The 22,978-nt window shown below is 37.4% G+C and carries 18 protein-coding genes; 10 read left to right on the forward strand and 8 right to left on the reverse strand.

The genetic code is table 11. The features are described 5' to 3' along the window. The first annotated feature begins 66 nt into the window (after positions 1-66). From Aru01_RS03450 to Aru01_RS03470, 5 genes are all read left to right on the forward strand, one after another. Positions 67-1,476, forward strand: coding sequence for an aldehyde dehydrogenase family protein (locus Aru01_RS03450; protein WP_016655087.1), 1,410 nt, complete (start codon positions 67-69; stop codon positions 1,474-1,476). A 306-nt stretch (positions 1,477-1,782) separates the two neighbouring features. Beyond that, positions 1,783-4,533 (forward strand): bifunctional [glutamate--ammonia ligase]-adenylyl-L-tyrosine phosphorylase/[glutamate--ammonia-ligase] adenylyltransferase, encoded by a 2,751-nt coding sequence (gene glnE / locus Aru01_RS03455; protein ID WP_016655088.1) that lies wholly within the window; start codon positions 1,783-1,785, stop codon positions 4,531-4,533. Positions 4,534-4,558: 25 nt separating this feature from the next. After that, entirely contained in the window at positions 4,559-5,485 is a 927-nt protein-coding gene (locus Aru01_RS03460; protein ID WP_016655089.1) for a branched-chain amino acid transaminase, read from the forward strand. Positions 5,486-5,583: 98 nt separating this feature from the next. Next, positions 5,584-6,474 carry a mitochondrial fission ELM1 family protein gene (locus Aru01_RS03465; protein WP_016655090.1) on the forward strand — a complete coding sequence of 297 codons (891 nt, stop codon included), beginning with the start codon at positions 5,584-5,586 and terminating at the stop codon, positions 6,472-6,474. Between the two features lie 132 nt (positions 6,475-6,606). Continuing rightward, positions 6,607-8,076 carry a phosphoethanolamine transferase gene (locus Aru01_RS03470; RefSeq protein ID WP_016655091.1) on the forward strand — a complete coding sequence of 490 codons (1,470 nt, stop codon included), beginning with the start codon at positions 6,607-6,609 and terminating at the stop codon, positions 8,074-8,076. A 105-nt stretch (positions 8,077-8,181) separates the two neighbouring features. Here the strand turns inward: Aru01_RS03470 and Aru01_RS03475 are convergent, their stop codons facing one another. Next, positions 8,182-9,789: a phosphoethanolamine transferase gene (locus Aru01_RS03475; protein ID WP_016655092.1), complete on the reverse strand. Its 1,608-nt coding sequence runs from the start codon at positions 9,787-9,789 to the stop codon at positions 8,182-8,184. Between the two features lie 225 nt (positions 9,790-10,014). Between Aru01_RS03475 and Aru01_RS03480 the strand changes: the two genes are divergently transcribed. The 4 genes from Aru01_RS03480 to Aru01_RS03495 are packed head-to-tail and all read left to right on the forward strand — an operon-like array spanning position 10,015 to position 13,918. Further along, positions 10,015-10,824, forward strand: a complete 810-nt coding sequence (locus tag Aru01_RS03480; RefSeq protein ID WP_040331060.1) for a polysaccharide deacetylase family protein — start codon at positions 10,015-10,017, stop codon at positions 10,822-10,824. 4 nt (positions 10,825-10,828) lie between these two features. Continuing rightward, positions 10,829-11,824 carry a glycosyltransferase gene (locus Aru01_RS03485; protein ID WP_016655094.1) on the forward strand — a complete coding sequence of 332 codons (996 nt, stop codon included), beginning with the start codon at positions 10,829-10,831 and terminating at the stop codon, positions 11,822-11,824. Further along, positions 11,817-12,845 (forward strand): ELM1/GtrOC1 family putative glycosyltransferase, encoded by a 1,029-nt coding sequence (locus Aru01_RS03490; RefSeq protein WP_016655095.1) that lies wholly within the window; start codon positions 11,817-11,819, stop codon positions 12,843-12,845. The genes Aru01_RS03485 and Aru01_RS03490 overlap by 8 nt, the downstream gene beginning before the upstream one ends. Then, entirely contained in the window at positions 12,842-13,918 is a 1,077-nt protein-coding gene (locus Aru01_RS03495; RefSeq protein ID WP_016655096.1) for a glycosyltransferase family 4 protein, read from the forward strand. The genes Aru01_RS03490 and Aru01_RS03495 overlap by 4 nt, the downstream gene beginning before the upstream one ends. A gap of 83 nt (positions 13,919-14,001) precedes the next feature. Here the strand turns inward: Aru01_RS03495 and Aru01_RS03500 are convergent, their stop codons facing one another. The 4 genes from Aru01_RS03500 to Aru01_RS03515 all read right to left on the reverse strand — a co-directional run bounded on the left by Aru01_RS03500 (position 14,002) and on the right by Aru01_RS03515 (position 18,417). Next, complete coding sequence (locus Aru01_RS03500; protein ID WP_016655097.1) at positions 14,002-14,844, reverse strand: glycosyltransferase family 25 protein; 843 nt, start codon at positions 14,842-14,844, stop codon at positions 14,002-14,004. Beyond that, a complete protein-coding gene (locus tag Aru01_RS03505) occupies positions 14,837-15,886 on the reverse strand; it encodes a glycosyltransferase family protein (RefSeq protein ID WP_016655098.1) in 1,050 nt (349 codons plus the stop codon). Before Aru01_RS03505 ends, Aru01_RS03500 begins: the two co-directional genes overlap by 8 nt. 260 nt (positions 15,887-16,146) lie before the next feature. Further along, positions 16,147-17,037 carry a glucosamine inositolphosphorylceramide transferase family protein gene (locus tag Aru01_RS03510; RefSeq protein ID WP_016655099.1) on the reverse strand — a complete coding sequence of 297 codons (891 nt, stop codon included), beginning with the start codon at positions 17,035-17,037 and terminating at the stop codon, positions 16,147-16,149. A 147-nt stretch (positions 17,038-17,184) separates the two neighbouring features. Next, a complete protein-coding gene (locus tag Aru01_RS03515) occupies positions 17,185-18,417 on the reverse strand; it encodes a glycosyltransferase family 61 protein (protein ID WP_040331048.1) in 1,233 nt (410 codons plus the stop codon). A gap of 437 nt (positions 18,418-18,854) precedes the next feature. Between Aru01_RS03515 and Aru01_RS03520 the strand changes: the two genes are divergently transcribed. After that, positions 18,855-19,616, forward strand: coding sequence for a glycosyltransferase family 25 protein (locus Aru01_RS03520; RefSeq protein ID WP_016655101.1), 762 nt, complete (start codon positions 18,855-18,857; stop codon positions 19,614-19,616). 177 nt (positions 19,617-19,793) lie between these two features. Here the strand turns inward: Aru01_RS03520 and Aru01_RS03525 are convergent, their stop codons facing one another. From Aru01_RS03525 to Aru01_RS03535, 3 genes are all read right to left on the reverse strand, one after another. Further along, positions 19,794-20,015 (reverse strand): hypothetical protein, encoded by a 222-nt coding sequence (locus Aru01_RS03525; protein ID WP_016655102.1) that lies wholly within the window; start codon positions 20,013-20,015, stop codon positions 19,794-19,796. Positions 20,016-20,162: 147 nt separating this feature from the next. Next, on the reverse strand, positions 20,163-21,941 hold the full coding sequence (gene aspS, locus Aru01_RS03530) for an aspartate--tRNA ligase (protein ID WP_016655103.1): 1,779 nt from the start codon (positions 21,939-21,941) through the stop codon (positions 20,163-20,165). 212 nt (positions 21,942-22,153) lie between these two features. After that, the gene (locus Aru01_RS03535; protein WP_016655104.1) at positions 22,154-22,927 is read right to left on the reverse strand and encodes a DUF4184 family protein; all 774 of its coding nucleotides are present in this window, start codon (positions 22,925-22,927) and stop codon (positions 22,154-22,156) included. Between the last annotated feature and the right edge of the window lie 51 nt (positions 22,928-22,978).

Below are 22,978 nucleotides of genomic sequence, written 5' to 3' on the forward strand. Positions count from 1 at the left end.
TAACGACGCTGTTAAGGGTTTTTAAATTGGATTTTAAACAAGAAACGATGGTTTAAGGAACTTATCATGCTGAATCAAATGATTTATAACGGAAAAAATCAACAAGGTCAGGGTGAAGCAATCGCTGTTTTAGATCCAGCTTCCTTGCAAGTGATTACAACTTTTCATAGTGCAACAGTAGCTCAAGTAGATGCTGTAGTAGCCACTGCACAACAGGCCTTTTTACAGTGGCAACACTGTAGTGATCAACACGTTGAACAAAGCTTGGCTGCGATTGCGGCGGACCTACTCGACTCACGAGATGAGTTAGCTCGATTAATTTGTCAAGAACAAGGAAAGCCGTTGGCACTGGCTCAGCTTGAAGTGGATATGGCTATTTATTGGCTTAATGTTACTAATGCTTTAGAAATTCCAGTTTTGCGACAACAAGATGAACATGGCAAAGTGATGCAGACCTATCATCGACCTGTAGGTGTTGTTGCTTCAATTACGCCATGGAATTGGCCATTAATGATTGCAATATGGCATATTATTCCAGCCTTGAAAGCGAAGAATTGCGTCATTAACAAACCCTCAGAATATACCCCATTAAGTACTATTTTCTTGGTAGATATTATTAATCGCCATTTACCTGCTGGGGTATGTAATATCGTATTGGGAGAGGGTGAAATTGGTGCGGCTTTGACTCAACATCGTGGGGTAAATAAAGTCACTTTCACAGGATCGACCGTTGTTGGACAACAAATTCTGAGTCATTCAGCGCAAAGCTTAACTCCTGTTATTTTAGAACTGGGTGGAAATGATGCTGCGATTGTATTAGATGATGTCGATGTTAATGCGATTGCCGAAAAGATTTTTAATGGCGCTTTTTTAAATGCTGGACAGACCTGTGCGTGTATTAAACGGCTTTATGTTCATGAAAATATCTATGATGCAGTATTAAATGCCCTGGTAACTTTGGCCGATCAGCAGGTTTTAGGCCATGGTCTTGAGGCATCAACGACAATGGGGCCTATACAGAATATAAAGCATTACCATAAAGTAAAAACGATGCTAGCTGCTGCTCTAGAAGAGGGGGCTGTGATTGCCAATCGGGTCGTGCCTGCTGTACCACAACAGGGTTATTTCATTGCTCCTTTGATTTTGACTGAGGTTAAAGAGCAGAGCCAAATTTTTGCGACAGAGCAATTCGCACCCATTTTACCTGTTGTGAAGTTTAAAGATATTGCACAGGTGATCCAGCAGAGCAATGATACAGACTATGCGTTAGGAGCCTCGATTTGGACGCAAGATTTAGACCAAGCAGCGCAACTTGCTGGCCAATTACAAGCAGGTACAGTTTGGATTAACAGTCATGCGGATGTCTCTCCTCATGCTGCTTTTTCAGGATGGAAAAAGTCTGGGCTAGGCTCTTCATTTGCTTTAGATGGTCTGTTGCAATTTACCCAAAAACAAGTGATTCATGGCGTGGTCTAGCTTGTAGACATGATTATAAAATTTACAAAAAGACGGGTTCTCAACACCCGTTTTTTTTATGATTTCTCATGGAGGAGGGGAAATATTTTGTATGAACTGGCTCAACAGTAATCTAGCTGATCACGACGTTTAACTGATTGATGGTCAGTTTACATGGTGGCGATGTGTTGTTTTATTCATCAAGTGATGGGGGCTGTAAATCGCAGCTTAAACACAGCGATGAAGAAAAAGTTGGAGTGACCCTTTTAAAAGTCATGATGCTCCTGTTATAACTGATCAATCAGATCGAGAGTTGACTATATTGTGATGAATGCTGCGCAGTTACAAAAGACCTTAACCGCAAGTGAATATGCGGAGCGTGTACTCAGATTACACCAGACTGAGATTGAACAAGATTATGCTCTCGATCAATTTTTAAAGCCTTTATCGACTGCGCAAATTTATCAGTATGTTGAAGACAGTATTGCTGAGATCAGTGATGAAAAGCGTTGGATGCAGATCATGCGGATTTTACGTGCGCGCTTAATGTTTCGTTGGATTTGGCAAGATGCCAATCAGCTGACTGATGTTATTGGGCTGACACGTGAGTTATCAGACTTTGCTGATGCCTGTATTTGTGCCGCAAAAGCCTTTGCTAAGATTCCTTTAGTTGCCAAACATGGTGAACCCTACAGTTATAATGGTAAGTTGCAAGATTTAATCGTGGTTGCAATGGGGAAGTTGGGAGCTCAAGAACTTAATTTATCTAGTGATATTGATCTAATATTTGCCTTTGATGAGCAAGGTGAAACCAACGGGCGCAAGTGCATAGATGTACAACAATTTTGTATTCTATGGGGGCAAAAGTTAATTTATTTACTTGATCATATTAGTGCGGAAGGCTTTGTTTTCCGTGTTGATATGCGTTTAAGACCTTGGGGAGATGGATCAGCATTGGCGATTAGTCATGCTGCTTTGGAAAAATACCTGAGTCAACATGGTCGTGAGTGGGAGCGATATGCTTGGATTAAAGCGCGTATTGTGACTGGTGGTGCAGAAGGTGATGATCTACTTCGTATGACTCGACCATTCGTATTTCGTAAATATGTTGACTACACCGCATTTGAAGCTATGCGTGAAATGAAGTCGATGATTGAGCGTGAGGTTAATCGTCGTAATATCACAGATGATATTAAATTAGGTGCTGGTGGTATTCGAGAAGTTGAATTTATTGTTCAAGTATTTCAGTTGATTTACGGCGGTTCTAAGCTTGAGTTACAAGATCGTCAGTGTTTGGTGAGTTTGGCGCATTTGGGTGAAGTTGGCTTACTGGATATCGAAGCTGTTTCAGATTTAGAAGATGCTTATTTATTTTTACGTAGAGTTGAACATGCAATCCAAGCTCTCAATGATCAGCAAACACAATCTTTACCACTTGATGAAGATCATCGCCAACGAATGATTGATACTTTGGGTTTTGAGAGTTGGGAAGCATTTTTACAGGTCTTAAATAATAAACGGACCAAAGTGGTTTTTCAGTTTGAGCATTTAATTAAAGAAAAAGGTATAGATTCACCTACTGAAAACTTTAGCCAGTTAGAACAACAACTTGATCCATTGCTTGATGAACGCGCTAAAAACTTAGTGCATGAGTTTTGGCATGGCCATGCCATTAAAAAACTGCCAGCAAAAGCAGTCAACCGTCTTACAGAGTTTTGGCCCCACTTAGTTCAGGCTGTACTACAGTCTAATGATCCACAAACAGCGCTGATTCGTCTTATGCCTTTAGTTGAATCAATTATGCGACGTAGTGTTTATCTGGTCATGTTGATTGAAAGCAAAGGTGCACTACAACGTTTGGTAAAAATGGCTACGGTAAGTCCATGGATTTGTGAAGAATTGACACAATATCCTGTTCTATTGGATGAGTTTCTTACCATGGACTTTGAGCTGCCTAAACTACAAGACTTAGAAGACTCCTTGCGTCAACAATTACTGCGCATTGAGCTTGAACAGATTGAAGACCTGATGCGGGTATTACGACTATTCAAAAAATCCAATGTATTAGCTGTTGCTGCAAGTGATGTTTTGGCAGAAAGCCCGTTGATGAAAGTTTCCGATGCCTTAACAGATATTGCAGAGGTTTCAGTAATCGCGACATTAAATCTAGCTTATCGGACAGTGGCAAAAAGACACGGCTATCCATTGAATATGGAGGGTGGGCGCTGTAGTTTAGAGGATCTTGCTTTTGCTGTGATTGGTTATGGTAAAGTCGGTGGCATTGAGTTGGGCTATGGCTCAGATCTTGATTTAGTGTTTATTCATTATATGGATGAACAAGCAGATACGGATGGTCATAAGCCAATTAGTGGCTTTGAGTTCGCGATGCGAGTTGCTCAAAAGTTTATTTCGTTTATGACCACACAGACCTTAGATGGTCGTGTATATGAAGTAGATACACGACTACGGCCTTCTGGTGAGGCAGGACTATTGGTCACTAGTCTCAAAGCTTTTGAACAGTATCAATTGAAAAATGCATGGATATGGGAACATCAAGCTTTGGTCCGTGCACGTTCGATCGCAGGTGATGTGCTGTTAAGGGCTAAGTTTGAGCGTTTACGCCGTGAAATCTTAACTATTCCACGTGATGAAAATAAAGTACGTCAAGAAGTACTGAACATGCGTGAAAAAATGAAAGATCATCTAGGTTCTTCTAACGAGCAAAAAAAACATGGAATTTTTCACCTAAAACAAGATGCTGGTGGTATCGTTGACATTGAATTTATGGCACAGTATGTAGTGCTAGCATGGAGTGGGACGAAACCAGATCTCGCCCATTATCCAGACAATGTAAGAATCCTAGAAGATGCAGCAAAAGCCGATTGCTTATCCAGTGACGACGTTTCTGCTTTGATTCAGGCTTATCTCAGTGAACGAGCCGAGAGCCACCGCCTAGCCCTTGCAAATCAATCCATGCAAGTGAGCGCTGCGGACTGGCACGATACCCGTGAGATCGTTTGCAAGTTATGGCAAAGATTAATTGATCCTACGGCGAGCTTCGCCGTGGGTCGTGAATAATTATGTTAAATTTGGAGAGTGTGCCATGAACTTGGCTGATCGTGATGGTTTTATTTGGCAAGACGGACAATTAGTTGACTGGCGTGAAGCAAAAATTCACGTATTAACGCATACATTGCATTACAGTATGGGTGTGTTTGAAGGTGTCCGCGCTTATGAAACGCCAAATGGAACGGCTATTTTCCGCCTACAAGACCATACTAAGCGTTTATTAAACTCTGCAAAAATTTATCAAATGAAAGTCCCATTTGATCAAGCAACTTTAGAACAAGCACAGTTAGATGTTGTACGTGAAAATAAACTGTCATCATGCTATTTGCGTCCAATTGTTTTTATTGGCTCAGAAAAATTAGGAATTGCGGCAACTGATAATACGATTCATGCCGTAGTTGCTGCTTGGAGCTGGGGTGCGTATTTGGGTGATGAAGCGATGGCTAAAGGTATTCGCGTGAAAACATCATCATTTACTCATCACCATCCTAACGTGACGATGTGTAAAGCAAAAGCTTCAGGTAATTATACTGTATCGATTCTTGCGCATCAGGAAGTGGCTCATTCAGGTTATGATGAAGCGATGCTGATGGACCCACAAGGCTTTGTATGTCAAGGCTCTGGTGAGAACGTCTTCTTAGTGAAAGATGGTGCATTACATACACCAGATTTGGCTGGTGGTGCATTAGATGGTATTACACGTCAAACGATCATTACCCTTGCCAAAGACATGGGCATTGAAGTGATTGAGCGTCGTATTACTCGTGATGAGTTCTATATCGGTGATGAGGCGTTCTTTACTGGTACAGCAGCAGAAGTTACACCAATTCGCGAGTATGATGATCGTGAGATTGGTTGTGGTTCTCGCGGCCCAATTACTGAGAAAATTCAAAAAGCATTCTTTGATGCAGTTCAAGGTAAAGACCCTAAATATGCTCATTGGCTAACTTATGTAAAATAAGCATTGTTATAAAATGAGATGTTCAAAAAGGCGAAACGTAGTATTCGCCTTTTTTAATATGATTTGGCTGATTAATTGCCAGAGTAAAGGAAATTCTTATGCACATTGTCTATGTGAGTGATGGTAAAGCTGGTCATCGAGCTCAAGCACTCGGGCTTTGGCAGGCCATGCAACGCGCATTATCGCTTGAAATTAGTTTTCAAGAGATCAATATTGCTGAAATGGCAGTTTTTCCTTTATTTGTTGCTGCTTTTCGTGGACAGCATAGTGCTGTAACTATTCAGCCTGATTATATTTTTTCTGTTGGAAGTCATACTCAGCTACGTGCCTTGTTACTTGGACGAGTCTATCCGCAAGCAAAAAAAGTGGTTTTAATGAAACCTAATTATCCTTTTGCTTGCTTTGACACGGTGGTCGTACCGAAGCATGATGCAGTAAAGCAAAGCAACAATGTGATCGAAACCCAAGGTGCACTCAATCCAATTGTGAACCAACATGAGCACCAAGCTGAGCGCATTTTAATTGCACTCGGGGGTGGCTCAAAACGTCATCAATGGCATACAGATCGTGTTTTAACAACAGTGACGCAGATTATTCAAGCCAATCCGAATGCGAAAATTATTATGACAACTTCTCGGCGGACACCCGCAGATGTTCTGCGCTCGCTTGAAGCTACTTCTGATCTAAAACGTTTAGAAATATATCCAGTAGAACAAACCCCACAGGGCTGGATATTCCAGCAGATGCAGTTGGCAGAAGCTGTATGGGTGACAGAAGACAGTGTTTCTATGCTATTTGAAGCATTGACAGCAGGCTGCAGAGTAGGACTGATTCAACTTGAGCGTTTGAAGCAGGATCGTATTACTCAATCTGTAGATTTATTAATAAATGAGCAATGGGTCAGTAGGGCATTTTCTATGAAAGATTTACCTCAAGCACAATATATTAACGAAGCCGACAGAGTTGCACATTTGTTATTATCTAAATAATCACGAGATGCGGTAGAGGAAGTACGCTGGTTACAAAAAATACTATAAATTGAAAATATTGAGTCCATATAGCGCTTGTAAACTCAGTTTATTGTTGTAGCATTGGCGCTTTATTTTTATATTTTTTTTGTCATGCAACAATTTATAAAATACGGTTTGCCACTGCTTATTGCAGTAGGTTTAATCATTGGTTTAGGTTTCTGGGAATTTTTTTTTAAGCTTAGTGATTTTGTTGTCTTTCTCGTTATTGTGTTATTTAGCACCAGTTTTTTAATTTTAGTTAAGTGTGCAGAATGGCGTTGGGCAAAACACATCGGTTTTGTTCTCTCTGCTTGTATTTGTCTTTATATTGCAACTGGTACAGGTTTTTTACAAGGACGAATGTCAATAGGTATTATTGCCTCTGTATATCAAACTAATCATAACGAAGCATTGGAGTTTTTATCTGTAGTTCAGTACAAGTATATTGCTTATTCTTTGGTTTTATTGGCGTTATCTGCATATTATTTTTATAAGCTGCCAAAACCTTATCAGTTTAAATTTCCACGTTATCTTGCCATTTTATTAATTGTACTCAATGTGTTTAACTTGTTTTTTGTACAAACTGCAAGAGCAGTGATTAAGTATAAAAAAGAAGAAGCTATTCTTTATGCAGGGCAAGAGATTAAACCTGATTGGCAGGTGAGTAAGGTTACTTATCCCTATAACAATCAAATTGTGATTATTGGAGAGAGCGTACAACGCAATTATTTGTCACTCTATGGTTATCCTGAGAAAACGACACCTTTTTTAGATCGTATGCCAGTAACCGTGGTGGATGATTATGTATCAACTTCAGCAAATACAGCGACTAGTTTGCCTAGAACTTTGGCGTACATGGACGATAAACGACATATACGTTCTTCAATGAATGTTGTTACTCTTGCCAATCAGGCAGGTTATAACACGATCTGGATTTCTAATCAGGGCTTTGTTGGTAAGAATGATACTAATATTTCACAAATCGCAATTCATGCTAAACATCAGTTCTTTTTAAAAAGCGGCAATTATATGTCTGAGGATATTGATGATGATCATATGTTAAACATCTTATCAAATCAGCTAAAAAAATATAAAGGTGAAAAAAATATTATTTTTATTCATATGATGGGTTCACATCCTGATGCTTGTGAGCGCCTATTTAAAAGCCCACGCTTATATCCTAAAAAAACTGAAGCAATGAACTGCTATTTATCAAGTATTAATAAATTAGATGGTTTTATTGAGAAGGCTTATAAGCAGTTACAAAAGACAAAGGGGAGCTTTAATATTACGTATTTTTCAGATCATGGTATGACTGTCAGTGACTCTGGTATTTATGTCGATAACGATCATAAAGAAAATTATCAAGTCCCATTTTTTGTATTAAGTAGTGATGCAAAAGCAAAAAAATACTTAGATAAACGTGTAAGTGCTTATCAGTATTTGGATATCTACGCTGGGTTGATTGGTGTTGAAACACCATTTTTAAACAAAGAAAATCAACTGGAAAAGCTCAAAAATAACGAAGATGTTACTGTTTTTGATTGGGAAAACTACGTGCCTTATCGTCATTTAAAATGAGTTTTTCAATGATATAAATTGTTTTTGAAAAGACGAGTTAAACCAATATAAAAAAGGGGAAAATAGCATGGCTATTTTCCCCTTTATGTTTTGCATCTATTGGCTTTATTGTTTTTTACAGAATGTTTTATTGGTCAAATCGTGGTCAAACTTTTTATAACCATTGGCATCATCATAAGGTAGAGTAATGTTAACAAAATAGTCTTTAACTTCATTTGGGTTGTGAATATCCCAACCGATACTTGAGGCAACAAATTTACCCAGTTGATAATTGCCCAGTACGCACTCATTGGCAAGAACAGGAGATTGAAATAACTTTTCAGCACCATTTAACGCATACATAAAGATTGGAACACCTGCAGTTTGTAAAATTGGTGCGCCATGTCCCCATAAACCATCAAATCCAAATAGTTCACTATGATCTGAAGTGTAAACAATTAGAGTCGGTTTATTAGTAATTTTTTCAGTCGTTTGTATTAATGACTTGATGAAATCATCTTGGAAGCGCATAGAGTTATCGTATGTATCTACCAGTTTCTCTTTTTCAGATTTACCTGTTTTATAAATATCATAAGACTCAGGGTAGTTATCAGCATAAGCAAAATGATTATTTCGCTGATGTAACACGACAAAGAAAGGTTTGGAGAAATCATTCTGTTTTGACATGTTTTCAAGAAACTTAATTAATCTTAGGTCAGTCAAAGTATCTTGAGGAATGATCTTTGAGTTTACATCATGAAACTCATCAATATCGGTTGCATTTACTAAAGAAGCTAAAACACCAGATTTCTGGTTAGATAAATAGTAAGTAGAATATTTATTTTGTTTAGCTAAATGGAATAAATTAGTTTTTAAGGACAGTAGCTGCTTTGTATTGTCTGGTTCTTGGATCACATTTAAAGTCAGTGGTACACCAATTCGGGTAGAGAAACCACGTGATACGCCAGAAAAGTATTTGAATTGCTGAGCGTGTTGTTCAGCTAGAGATTTTAGATAAGGCGTAGTATCACGCTCATAACCATATAATGACATATGTTCAAAGTTTGCACTTTCACCCATAATAAAAATGATATTCACTGCAGAATCATTTTTACTTACGCTATAAGCTGGATAGTCTTTTGCTTGAGTTTTATTATTTTTAAATAGATCTCCAAGATAATGTGTATATACACCGATACTATTTCTGACCACGCTATAGTGAAGACTCACTTCGAATTTTTTATGGTTGATTACCGGAATAAAAAAAGCAATAGTAAACAGGATCGATAAAACTGTATTGAGAATGCCAAGCTTGGTATTGCTTTGAGCAGGCACTTTGAAAATAATGTAAAGCGTATAAAAATAAAGTACTAAATACCAAAGTAAGGGTTTGATGAAAATTTGGATACCCGATAAAAGTCCCTTAGTTGTATCTTCAATTTCTGTGAAAAACATGGCGATATCATAGGGCATAAGATATCGACCAAAATATTGATTAAAGACTACATTGACCCCCGTTCCTAATACAATGAGGCTACTGAGGATAACTGCAATCGTTTTATATCTTGAACAGAACGCAACAAACAGCACGATGAAAACAAGTAGATAGGTGCTGACGTAGTTTGAAAAAGAAAGTTTTAATGAGTCATTGGTGCTAAAAATATATTCACCAATAGCCATTAAAAGTACGGTAATAAATATATGTAGTACTTTTACTGCAATCGAATTTTTCATAAGTACTGTTTGTCACAAAACTGTAAAAATGCAGCATTTTCTAATAATTCTTTCTTTTAAGCAACCATTGTTGAGGCGCTTCAGCGCACACATTAAAGCAGTGTGATCGGTGTCTGATTGTGATAAAGCAATTAAAAATAAGGAAGCTATTGTTTTGTTTCGATACTTTAAAAGAGTTGGCGTGTATGGCAACATAGCTTGATAACTCTATAATTGGTTGCAACAGTGATCTATATTCTGCTCATTCTTTTTCTATTATTCATTGGATTTAGCTATAAATATGCATGGTGGAAAACTCCTATGGATTGGAAAAAACCCAGAGTTTTGATGTATCACATGGTGCGTGAACATATTCCAGGAGCGAAATTTAATAAACTGAGAGTGAAGCCTGCAGAGTTTGAGAAGCAGGTGGTCTGGATGAAACAAAACGGTTTTAATTTCGTTACCATGCAGCAGTTAGAAGACCATTGGGGGCAGCATCCAGAAAAAACAGTGGCGATCACCTTTGATGATGGTTATCTGGATAACCTCGAACAGGCATTTCCAATTTTAAAAAAATACAATGTGCCTGCCACAATCTATGTGGTGGTAGATCGACACGAGCGAGATTGGTCAACCTATAAGAAAGCGCACCATAATAGTGGTGAGTTGATGCGCGAAGCTAAATTGACAGATGAACAAGTTGTACTTCTAGCTGAAAGCTGTTTAATTGAAATTGGTTCACATACCTTAACTCATGCAAACCTAGCGCAATTGGATGATAAAGAATGTTTGACTGAATTGGTTCAGTCTAAGCAACTGTTAGAGCAAATGATCAATAAACCTGTAAATAGTTTTGCTTATCCCTTTGGTATTTATTCTGCTCGTGATGTTGAGATGGCAAAACAAGCAGGCTACAGCAATGCTGTTACTACAGTTGAAGGCATAGATCGGGACGACGCTGACTTATTACAATTAAAACGAATTAAAATCAGTGGAAAAGATTCACTGTTTGCAGTGAAGTGTCGCTTACGTTTAGGCCAACGAGGATTATAAATAAATGCATATTTGTATGGTCATGGCGGGTGATGAAGAAGGTGGCTTAGAAAAACATGTTGTTGAGTTGGCGAATGCCTTAGTGCGCAGTGGACAGCAGGTGACTCTGATTGCACATCAAAAATATGCTGAACGAGTCCATGGTGTAATATTTAAGGCCTTGGATTTGAGTAAAAGTCGTAAAAACCCTATTTTGCTTTGGAAATTATATAAAACGATTCAAGCAACTCAGGCAGATCTAGTCCATGTACAGGCCAGTAAAGCAGCCTCTATGGTTGCACCTTTACTACGTTGGTTGAAACAACCCAGCGTTGCAACGGTGCATGGATTGAAAAAAAATACCCGAGCATTTACACAGTTCAATCGCATAATTGCAGTGAGTCAAAACGTCGCACGATTATTTTCTGATGATTCTAAAGTTCGCATTGTATTTAATGGCGTGAAACAACCAGAGTTTGATGTAACAAGCAGAAAGGTACAACAGCCCTTACAGGCGATTGCCATTGGACGTTTAGTTTCAGTAAAAGGCTTCGATTTATTAATTGATGCTTGGAAAGATGTGGATGCCCAATTATGGATCGTTGGGGATGGAAGTGAAAAAGAGGCTTTACAACAGCAAATAGATGGTTTGGGCTTGGCTCAAAAAATCCGTTTATTGGGGCAACGTGATGATATTAACCAACTATTGCAGCAAGCCGATTTTTTAGTGATTTCATCGAGAAAAGAAGGTGGGCCTTATACATTGGCAGAAGCATTATTGATGCATTGTCCTGTGATTTCTACTGACGTAGGGATGGTGTCACAGATTTTACCCGATGCAATGATCTGCCCAGTTGAAGATACTCGTGCTTTACAACAGTTAATTCAGCAAAGTGTGAATAACTATTCAACACTACAACAGCATTCACAAGCCCTATACACATTGGCTCAGCAACAGCTTACTTTAGAGGCAATGACGGCAAATACACTTGAAGTTTATAGAGAAATAGCAAATGACTGAAACACAAAAAGCGCCTAAGGTCGTCTGGGTGATTAGTGATGGTGTGCCAGGGCATTATAATCAGTCTAAAGGCGTCTTATTTGCTTTATCACAGCATTATCAACTTGATGTTCATTGGATTGAACTTAAACTGAGCAAGCCTTTTTTACGTCGCCCTTTAGCTTGGTTACTGAATAAGAGTATTCCGAGTTTAAGTAAACTTTCACATTTTTATCAAGGTGATGCCTTAGCTGCACAGCGACCTGACGTTGTGATTGGTGCTGGCGGAAATTCAGCTTATGCCATTGCATGGATTAGTAGAGCGTATCAGGCTAAAAATATTTTCTGTGGCTCACTGCGGCACTTAAAAGCTGAATTGTTTGATGCAATTTTAGTCCTTGAACCTGATATGCCCGCACCTTTTATTAGCTTAAAAGTTTCTCCTGTTGCTTTGGATCAGACTGTATTGCAACAGCAAGCTGAGCAATGGCGTAAAGAACATCCTGATGTTGAACATAAACTTTGGTCAATGTTAATCGGTGGTGATGGTGCAGGTGCAGAGTATACGGATGAGGATTGGATTAATCTTGCGAAACAGATGAATTTAGTCGCAAGGCAACAAGGCATCAAATGGCTACTCAGTACTTCTCGACGTACAGGAGCGGCTGCTGAAAAGTTGCTACAGCAATATCTTAATTTTGAATATATTGCTGATGTGGTCTGGTGGAGCGAGGTTCCAAGAACAGTGTTGCATCAGTTTATCGCTGTAAGCGACCGTGTCTATTGTGGGGCAGACTCTATGTCAATGATGATGGAGAGCTTAACCGCTATGCGTCCTTTGGTGGTTTATCATCCTGCTAAGTTCCAACCTGATGAAAAGTTTAGTCAAGTGCTGCATCGCTTGAGCAGTGAGCGCTATATTAATGTTCGATATTTAACACAGTTATCACATAGTGATGCGGAAGACTTAACACTAAAAGCTTTAGAATACTCTCCAAGTCTACAATTAGCTCAATATTTTGAGGATAGGTTATTCTCTTGAAAACTTTAAAAATCATTAATACCGTATACGGTGATGCAACAGGTGGTCGTTGGCAGGCTGTTTTAGATATTGCGAATACTTTAAAAGGCTATGGTCATCATATCGTCCTGCTGCGTGGTGAAGAAAATGCACATTTAAGTAGTGGAGAATGGCCAATAGACGTCATTGCGAATACTGGTTTTTATAGTATTACAGCAGCAATGAAAGTACGTCAGTATATTCAGCAACAGCAACCAGATGTGATTATTGCACATAGTGGTAAAGCAGTATGGTTATTTAAAAATGCTATGATGGGGATGAAAAAGAAAGTACCTATTATTGCAGTGAATCATAGTCATAATGTGAAACGAACTATAAGGGCAGATGCCTTCCTCCATATTACTCCTTATGTACAGTCCTTAGTTCAGGGATTACAGACAGAATCGGATCGTAAAAATAAACCTCAACGTGTTATTTCAAATCTAACTTATTTACCTCAAGTTAAAGCTGAACCTCAACGATTGAAAAGCCCTGTAAATATCGCGATGTTGACTCGTATGGTGCCCAATAAAGGTGTTCATATACTGATAGAGGCTTTGGCTCTATTAAAAAATCGTGGTCTTGAGTTTAATGCTATTTTAGCAGGTCAAGGTGAGCAACTTGATCATTATAAGTTGTTAGCTGAAAAGTTAGGCTTAACTGAACAGGTAAAATTTCCTGGTTGGATTGGTGGTGATGAAAAGATAGAAATTATACAAAACTCAGATATTATGACTTTACCATCTATCACCGAAATTCAGGGAATTGGCATACTTGATGCTTTTGCTTGGGGTAAGACATTAATTACAACGGATGATATTGGTATTCAACAAACTGCCAAGCATCAGATTAATGCTTGGTGTGCCAAAGCTGGAGATGCTCAAAGTTTAGCAGATGGTTTGGAATATTTGATAACACATCCAGATGAAGCATTAAAACTGGCTGAGCAAGGTAAAAAAGAAGCTTTGGAAAAATATTGTTTTGAGCAAATAGCAAAACAACATCATGCTTTAGTTTCAGAAGTTTATGCTTACTATCAAGAACATCCACTTTGAAAAAGTATTATTAAATTTTAGTTGTAAAAAGATCGCTTAAATAAGCGATCTTTTTTATAAGGGCAATGACTAATTTACTTGAGTTATTTGTTGTTACGGTAACCTTCTTCTCCAACTTTGCTAAAGAATTGTGTTAAGGACATACAACGTTTAAATACAATGAGGATTTTAAATCGAGCAAGAAGATCTTTGCCAATTTTAGGTAAATTTTTCTTTAATCGATCCATTGTTTTGGTAGGTTTAAAATCAACTCTATTACTGCCAATGGTGCTGTCATCTTCCCCCCCTTGTTCAAAACAAAAATAGTGGGGAACTTTAAAACGATATTTGAGTAAATATTGCCAGTCATCCACAAAACTTGGCTTTAAAATAAGTTTATATAAAAATTCAGTCGCAGCTGATTTATTCAAACTGTAGGCACATGCTGTACTATACAAGTAGGAAGGACCTAACATATTAAAATATAATTGGTTATCAGAAGGATAACCATGAATTCTAGTTCTAGATTTTAAAGCATGTCCCCCTAAGAACATAAAGTCTTCTTTAGAATCTAAAATATCGATGAGTTTTTCATTAATTTTATTGGTGTTTAAATACACATCATCTTCAATAATGATGACGCGTTGATATTGATCATATTCACCATTAATCAAACGTTGCCAAACAAATAGATGACTCAATAAGCAGCCAATTTCACCCGCAACTAGAGTCCGTTCGCATAATCCAGCTTGCTCTCGTGCAATATTGATAAACGATAAATATTCAGGAGCGAGGTCTTTACCATAAATCCCATCGAAAAAATCAAAGTCAATGGATAGATCAGGACAAAGTTGAATTAAACGCTGTATTTCATCTGATACATTGTTCCGACGCGAGCTAGATTGTTTTAGTGATATACAAATAATTAATATAGATGCTTTAGACATATTGGATTCTTTGACCTTTGTAATAAACCTCTTGTTGCCATGGAGAGTTTAAAGGATGCTGATATAAAAGGTTAATCCATTGTTGTAGTATATTTTTTGCTTCGAAAAGTGTATGTGCCAGTGCATAGCCTCTTTGTGCAACTTCAATAGCACGTTCAGGATGCTGATGGTAGTAAGTCAGTTGTTTAATGACATCATCTAAATGGTCGAAATAAACAATGCTATCTGCAGGGAATAACAACTCTAAACCCGGTGTCTTTGCAGTAAAAACCAAACTTCCCATGCCAGTTAACTGTGCGAGTCGATCACTACTGTACATATAAATATCATTATACTTTGAGTAGTTAATACTCATTAGACTCTGTTGAACCGCAGTTTGATAGTTATGCCCAAAGAGTGCAGGTTGGCCTAAACAAGCACCTAATTTAAATTTCAGTTCAGGAAGCTGTTCAACTAAAGATTGAATAAACTGTTCACGCTCAGGATACTTTGAATTAGACCCACAAAAAATAACATCGTGCTGATAGTCATGCCAATCAGCACGGGGATGTTCAATAGACGCTAAACTTAAGTTCGGTGTAAATGCACAGGTTGGGTGCTGCAAGTTTTCTGATAGCTGTTGTAAATATTCGCCTGCAGTGGTGGCAAAAATAGCATCGACCTCAGATTGCATGATTTTGAAATGTTCTAATCGATGTGGTTCATTAATCGGATCAACAAACCACATGGCAATTTTACATGGATGAATTGTTTTGAGTTGTTTTAATAAATCAACAGGAAGTTGAATATGACCAATTAAAATTAAATCAAAGTGTATGTTTTCGCAAAGATCGATTAATTGTTGGTGAGTTTTTTTATGTGATAAAGAGGTGGTATTAAAGATATTACTTTTACGGACCATATATTTGTAATCAAAACCATGAACATAATGTCCAAGCTCTATAAGGCCATGCTGAATTTTAGTATCAGTATTGTAGAACATACTGCCATGATGTTCAGTTTTGAAGTTAGCAATATGTAAAATTTTTAGTTTATGGGACATTTATTATCTCACTGCTGTGATGACTAAGCATAATTGGGATCTTCCATAGGATGATGTACGGTATCAAAAAAACCAGTCATACAAAAGGGGGCACTATTCACGTCATGCTTTCAACCTTCCTATTTTGGTAAGGATCTTGTTATATTGAATAAAATTGAATAAAAATCCCCCACTTGAAATACTGAAAAGGTGGGGGAATAGAGCATTTTAATCAGAGGTTTGTTTGAAAAGTTGTTAACTTCTAAGTGTTCGTCGACTTTCTACGTCGATGTTTTAGGGGTTAAACGGATGGCATCCACCACGATAAAATCATCATGGACATCAATAGTATGGCAACCATCATCCATACTATTCCAGTCTGCTTGAATATTCTCAATACATTGCTCGTGATAATCAGTCGGGCTTAAGATAGTAATGTGATTGAGCTTAATCTGCCCACCATAGCGTTTTAATGAGTCCTGACTTGGACGAATCAGCTTACCTTGACTGTAAAAGGGTTTACCAGCCATACGGTGTTCTACTTTACCCTTGCACACAGGGTTTTTAGGATGCTCTTGCCAATCTGGATTTAATATATCTTTGGTATAGAACACATCGAGGCGATCACCAAATTTTTTACAGTTACGACGTGTAGAGGTAAATAAATACCACATGCCTTCATGATAAAACGGTGTTGTGTCCGCGGCTGCTATATCTTCCATCAGATTTGAATGTTTTTCCCATGTATAGGGGAAACTTACAGCTTTCCATAGTTCAATGGTTTTATTTACACAGGTTTCTGGGATCATGTACCAGTCTTGATCGACTTGAAATATGCAAGGATAAGACAGATGTGAGTCAAGTTTGAGTACGGGTTGAGGTTGACTATAAGTACCATCTTTAAAAACTTCGAGAACCGATAAAAATCCAACTGGATGTTGATCGTCAACTTCCTCAAAAAAAATATAATGGCGATCTTGATGCTTTGCATAGAAACAGTCTGCAAATGTAAACTTTCGAGGTGAATGAATTTCATGCAGCGTGTTTAATTGGTCTAGACTTGAAAATGGTTGATCCAACCAACCGAAACGAATATACCAATGTGAGTCAAATTTTTTAACAGCTCTCTTTTGTTGAAATTTATACCACTTTTTTAAAATTAAACGTTTCATAAGGTAAGTAAACATCCCCTGATATTCATCGTATTTTACACTAAATCATTTGGATGAAAGTTGAATAAGTTCCAGTATGTGTCAATTTTTATTTGACAAAAAAGTCAATATCTTAGCCATCTGATAATGACTTCACCGATTCCAAAGTTAGCACCTCATCTTCATTCCTTGGTACAACTCAATGATTTTACTGAGATCAATTGAATAATCGCTGTGGGGATTTTCTGGATCGTGAGCTTGCGCTACAAGGAATCTCATATCACATTGTACTAAAGCGGCCAAAGTCGAGAATACAGAAAATTCAGAAATTTGTTCAGGTAGCCAACTGAGTGCTTGAGTTTCAGGCTGGCTAAAAATAATGTTTGACCATGCAGCACCTGTAGGACCCACAATAAATTTTGCCTGATTAAAGATTTTGACTTGTTCTGAAAATGAATAATCTTCTAAATATAAAGCAGTGAAACCTTGTTGTTCAAAAAACTCTAAAATTTCACTTTGATTGTAGCCTCGAATAGCATTGGCTTTTCTTGCTAAGAAAATTTTTTCTGGACAACTGATTTGAGGTGAACTGATTTGAACTTGCTGTAAACAGACATTACGTATTTTATTGATTATATCTTGACTAAAGTAGGAGTAACTGACTGATGATAGTTTCTCTTTAGAGTTAAATACAAAATTATTTTGATGATTGATATAATATAATCTTTTAAATAACGAAAGCTCATTATTTTTTTTATAAATAATATTTAACTCTAGTTTCTGATGATCTATAAATAAGGTTAAAATCTCATGAAGAGAAGGGGTTTCCTTTATAGATTGATCTAGAATTAGGTTTTTGATGCTATATTTTTCTATTATCTCTGATGTAATGAGTAGTAGTTTTGGTGCAATCTCAATAAGCCAATGATAGTAATTATAAACTCCATTTCCTCCAATATATAAAGTATTTTCATTGTATTTATTAATTTTTGAATTTGATTTTGTTTTAATTAAGGCATGCGTTTGATTGTGGTATCTGATATATCCAGTTGAATAATCGCAATATTTTAAGTCTGCATTGATTACACGGTCGATCATAAAATCTTGAGATGACCCATATAAAAAATTACTTGAACGTGGATGGATTAATGCATCATCAAAAGTATATAAGGCTGTTTTATAAACTTGTTTTACAGAAAAAGAATTATCACACTTAGCACTCGGTTTCTTTGATAAAACATCACCTTCGAGTAAAACCTCTACTTGATGTGTATCCAATTGATCGATCCAGTTGATCTTTTCAATTTTAACTCTTTTCATCCAGCGTAATGAAAATTCCATGAAAGGATTAATTTTTAATTCATGTTTAAGCAAGTAATGGTTAATTAAGCGATTAATCATAATCATTTTATAAAGTAAAATACATGTTTAAAATAAGGTTTTATTTAAGAAACGTCAATTGATTTAACTACATAAAGTAAATAAATACGCTCTGATCTGCATCAGTGATAGGGTGCTAACGATATATAATGCTGCTAGGTAGCTTGTTGGATGTATATTCGTATCATGGTGGTAGAGTACGAAAATACTTAAGCAGAAGTGGGATATTGAATACTCAAGATTAATATCTTGGCGGGATAATGATTAAGATAGGTTTTATTTTAGTTGTATTATTGTAATGTAAGTTTTTTGGATATTAATGAGTTTCAATATCAATTTAATATTTTGCATATGCTTGTTATATAAATTCTTTAATATAAATGTTTAAACTATTCATTCATAAATAAAGTTGTTATAGAGTATACTGTCTTTTCTTAAAATATTTTATATTTATTGCAATGAAGAAGTATCTAATTAGTATTGAAGAGGCCGGAAGTCCACGGTTAAATAATTTTTTTATACAAGACACATTTCGACATGAGATTGAAAACTTTAAAATTTTTGGTGTAATTGGTAAACAACTCAGTGTTGGTGACTATTTTGATATGGCCGTGGCTGGTAAGCGTCGGGCTCTAACGCCTGGTGAGCTGGGTTGTAGTTTATCTCATATAGCGGCACTCAAAGATTTCATTAACTCTGATGATGAGTATGCTATTTGTTTTGAAGATGATGCAATTGAACGTTTTCCTATAGATTTAGAAAAGTTAAATGAAGAAATCATTTCTTTGCAGCTTAAGCCATGCTTTTTTTTAAGTCTTGGAGGGATTCAATTTAAAATTTGCAATCGCGTTCGGGGGCGCTACCTAGATCAGACTTTAGAAGGTCAAAAAATTATACACATTGATTCTGATTTTTTAGAAAATCTGTCCTATGCTTATGCATATATTGTTGATCGAGAAATGGCTAAACTCTTGCTTGAATATCATCAAACCCCAAAAGTATATGATCATTGGCAAGCCCTAACTGAACAAAATACAGCGTTTACTTTTTATGCGACCTATCTGTTTGATCATCCAATAGTTGAACAAAGTGCGATGCATTTGAGCTACTTAGAACAAGAACGTAAAGATTGTTCGATCCAAAAGCATAGGGACAGTGCTGGTCTACGTTACTGGCGACGTAAGTTTAAGAAAATTTGGTTGGCAGCCTATCAACCCTAATTCACTCATCTTTCTATGAGAAAGCAATAATTCGAGTTTATTTGGATATAAATAGAATCTCATGGTTTGCAGTTGAAATTTTAACTTTTGCGGATATTTACTTTAAGACTTTTCTCGTCTTCATTCACAATGAAATACTGAGCAAGCGTTAAGTGAAGCAAACCATGGGAATATCGTTTAAGTTTTATCTGGTGAGTTACCTTTAAGAACCATATATATGAAGGCGCCAAATATTAGAAATGCACCACCGAAACTACTTACACAGAAAAATAAGATACGTTGATAAGTGGTCAGGTTGAATAATTCTTGGTCAAGGATATAACGCATAAATCCCCACTGAATCATTGCAAAGGCAATAAGAACGATCGTATGACGACGTACTTCAGGACGCATAGCCATAATTAAATTCCAGCATCAATAAGGTGCACTATTATGCCATTTGTCCTGCATTGGAACAATCAATCTTTAATGTGTGGTTATATTCCATATTTATAAAAAAAAGAAACCCGCTAAAGCGAGTTTCTTTTTATTGAAAACCGATAAAACTTAGGCTTCAACTTTAGCTTTTTCACGTAAACGAATACCAAGGTCACGCAATTGATTGGCTTCAACAGGTGCAGGTGCTTGAGTCAATGGACATTCAGCAGTTTTCGTTTTCGGGAAAGCAATCACATCACGGATTGAAGATGCACCAGTCATGAGCATAACAAGACGATCTAAACCAAATGCCAAACCACCATGAGGAGGAGCGCCATATTTTAATGCATTGAGCAAGAAGCTAAATTTCTCTTCTGCTTCTTCGTCGCTAATACCGAGTGCTTCAAAAATCGCTTTTTGCATTTCAAGGGTGTAGATACGTAGTGAACCACCGCCGACTTCTGTACCATTCAATACCATATCGTAAGCAACTGAAAGTGCTTCACCTGGATTGTTTTTCACATCTTCAACGCTTGATTTTGGTAAGGTGAATGGATGGTGAACAGAAGTCCATTTACCATCATCTACTTCTTCAAACATTGGGAAGTCAACAACCCAAAGAGGAGCCCACTCGCATGTTGCCATATTCATGTCATGACCGATCTTGACACGAAGAGCACCCATAGCATCATTTACAACTTTAGCTTTATCAGCACCAAAGAATACGATATCGCCATTCTCTGCACCAACACGAGCCAATAGGTCCATAACGATCGGTTCGATGAACTTCACGATTGGAGATTGTAAGCCTTCGATACCTTTTTCAAGTTCGTTCACTTTGATGTAAGCAAGACCTTTCGCGCCATAGATACCAACAAACTTGGTGTATTCATCAATTTGGCTACGTGGAAGAGAAGCAGCACCCGGTACGCGTAGTGCAGCAATACGACCTTTAGGGTCTTTTGCTGGACCTGCAAATACTTTGAATTCTACGTCTTGCATTAAATCTGCAACATCGACCAATTTCAACGGAATACGTAAATCAGGCTTATCAGATGCATAGTCACGCATTGCTTCGCTATATGGCATACGTTGGAACTTATCAAAGTTAACACCAAGTAATTCATTGAATAGCTTAACCGTCATACCTTCCATCAAATCCATGATTTCATCATCGTTTAAGAATGATGTTTCGATGTCGATTTGAGTGAATTCTGGTTGGCGATCTGCACGTAAGTCTTCATCACGGAAGCATTTTGCGATTTGATAATAGCGATCAATACCACCAACCATCAGCAATTGTTTAAATAATTGTGGTGATTGTGGCAATGCGTAGAAGCTACCATTAGAAACGCGACTTGGCACTAAATAGTCACGTGCACCTTCAGGAGTAGCACGTGTCAAAATAGGTGTTTCAACGTCTAAGAAACCGTGATCATCAAGGTAATTACGAATAAGGTTCGTTACTTTAGAGCGGAAACGTAGGCGATCCAACATTTCTGGACGACGAATATCTAAGAAGCGATATTTCAAACGCACATCTTCAGAGATATTAACAGTGTCATCATTAAGTGGGAATGGCGGTGTTTCGGAACTGGCAAGAACTTCAATTTCTTTACCCAGTACTTCGATTTGGCCACTTGTCATGTTGGCATTTTCTGTACCAGCATAGCGGCGACGAACGCGGCCAGTAACTTTTAAAACAAATTCTGAACGTGCTTTATCTGCAGTTGAAAATGCTTCAGGTGTATCAGGATCAATAACAACCTGAACTAAACCATCACGGTCACGCATGTCGAGGAAGATTACACCGCCATGATCGCGGCGACGGTGTACCCAACCGCATAATGTCACTGTTTGGTCAATTTGGGCTTCTGTTAATGAGCCACAGTAATGAGTTCGCATCATGGCGTGCTAAGTCCACTTCTATTAGAGTCAATTAAATAAGATAAATCGTAACCGAATTTCAAGGGTTATCGATAGAAAACACTCAATTATGCCTCTTTGGGGGAGTAGTCACAAGAACTAGATAGAAAAACAACGATATTTTGCCAGAAACAATGGGCTTATTTTTGAGATGTAGCTCAAAAAAGTGATTTTTATGTTTCAGAGCCATTTGATTAGCCGCTTGAAATGTTGCGCTGAGAATGGAGATATCGAAAGAGCAGACAACCTAAGCTAAAGACCAAGAGAAAATATCCTGCAAAACGATTTAGAGAGCGACCAAGATAATAATATGGATCAGTATGAACAAGTGTGGGCAAAACGCTATTCGCAAAAAGCCAGTAACCTAAGCTACCACTCAATACACTGCAAGCGAATAATGACCAAGCGTAATATTTAATCCAACTTTGAGTTTTTCTTACTGTTACTGTATGGCGTTTTATATATTTAAAGAGCATCCAAATCAGTGGTGGTAGAGCAATAATAGAAAACAAGATTTGCAGTACAAAGTGCATGGCATAAGCATGTGTGCCGAAGTGAACTTGTTGGTCCAAAAACTCATTAAAGGCATAGGTTCGATAGTCAAGATGAGTCAGTCCATCCCAAACAAGATGGCTGCTTGCTCCTAATACAATTGAGATTGCACTAAAAAAAATAAAGCTTATATATTGCTTCAATGAATGAAGTTGTAAAGGATGTGATAGATTTAAAAAGCAATACAGCACTGGACGATACAACCAGAACCATAAAAAACTCAGCAATGCACCAAGTGCTAGGTTATAACTTATTAGGCTTGACCATTGATGGGTGATGGCTAAATCAGCAGATGTAAATAAACGATAGAGATCAGGTGTCATACAGCCTATTGCTAAAGGCGCAAGTGCTAATCGACCTCGGCTAATTTTATAGATCGGTGGTGCTAATACCATATGAGAAATGGTGAAGGGCATAGAAGGGTTCAAACAGAGAAGATAATGTCAGTCTAACTATATCATTGGGCG

The sequence above is a fragment of the Acinetobacter rudis genome (genome assembly GCF_000829675.1).
Taxonomy (GTDB): Bacteria; Pseudomonadota; Gammaproteobacteria; order Pseudomonadales; family Moraxellaceae; genus Acinetobacter; species Acinetobacter rudis.